Origin of the sequence: Nocardioides sp. NPDC023903, from assembly GCF_040639295.1 — a bacterium.
Lineage (GTDB): Bacteria > Actinomycetota > Actinomycetes > Propionibacteriales > Nocardioidaceae > Nocardioides.
Map to the genome: position 1 here is coordinate 1 of NZ_JBEZZS010000095.1, position 1166 is coordinate 1166.

Sequence of the window (1166 nt, forward strand, 5' to 3'; positions counted from 1 at the left end):
CCCGCAGTGCCTTCTCGCCGTTTCGATCAGCCGTCGCGTAAACCACGGCGCCACGAACCGGCCGGTCAACCCCACCCCAATCCCACCGACTAGGATCGAATGCCGTGACCTTGCGCCTTTTTGACACCGACACGCGGACCATGCGGGAATTCACCCCGCTGGTCCCCGGCCGTGCCTCGGTGTATCTGTGTGGGGCCACCGTGCAGGGGCAACCCCATATCGGTCATGTGCGCAGTGGCGTCGCCTTCGACGTACTGCGTCGCTGGTTGCTCGCACACGACTACGACGTGCGGTTCATCCGCAATGTCACCGATATCGACGACAAGATCCTGAACAAGGCCGCCGAAGCGGGCAGGCCGTGGTGGGAATGGGCCGCGACGCACGAGCGCGCCTTCGACAAGGCGTACGAGACGCTCGGCGTGCTCGCGCCGTCGGCCGAACCCCGCGCCACCGGCCACATCACCCAGATGGTCGATTTGATGCAGCGCCTGATCGAGCGCGGCCACGCCTACGCGGCCGAGGGTGATGTGTATTTCGACGTGATGAGCTGGCCGAATTACGGCGAGCTGTCCGGTCACCGCCTCGACGACGTGCACCAGGGTGAAACCCCGGCCCGCGGCAAACGCGACCCCCGCGACTTCACGCTGTGGAAGGCCGCCAAGGCCGGTGAGCCCAGCTGGCCGTCGCCGTGGGGTCCCGGTCGCCCCGGCTGGCACCTGGAGTGCTCCGCGATGGCCGAGTTCTATCTCGGCCCGGAATTCGATATCCACTGCGGTGGAATGGATTTGATTTTCCCGCACCACGAGAACGAGATCGCCCAGTCCAAAGCGGCGGGCGACGGTTTCGCGCGTTACTGGCTGCACAACGGCTGGGTGACGATGGGCGGGGAGAAAATGTCGAAGTCACTCGGCAACGTCCTGTCGGTGCCGAATGTTCTCACCCGTGTGCGCCCGGTAGAATTGCGTTTCTACTTGGGCAGCGCGCATTACCGCTCGATGCTCGAATACTCCGACAAGGCACTCGACGACGCGGTCGCCTCGTATCAGCGCATCGAAGCCTTCGTGCAGCGAGTGCTGGACCGAGCGGGCGAGGTGCCGATCGGAAAATGGACCGACGGATTCGCCGCCGCGATCGATGACGATCTGGCAGTCCCGAAGGCGCTCGCC

1 protein-coding gene is annotated in these 1166 nt (G+C 65.0%); it reads left to right on the plus strand.

Annotated features, from left to right (window positions below; all coding sequences use genetic code 11):
- Positions 1-104: 104 nt before the first annotated feature.
- Positions 105-1166: cysteine--tRNA ligase (cysS, locus tag AB0F44_RS30195; RefSeq protein WP_357361058.1), on the plus strand; the 1062-nt coding region annotated here is incomplete at its 3' end.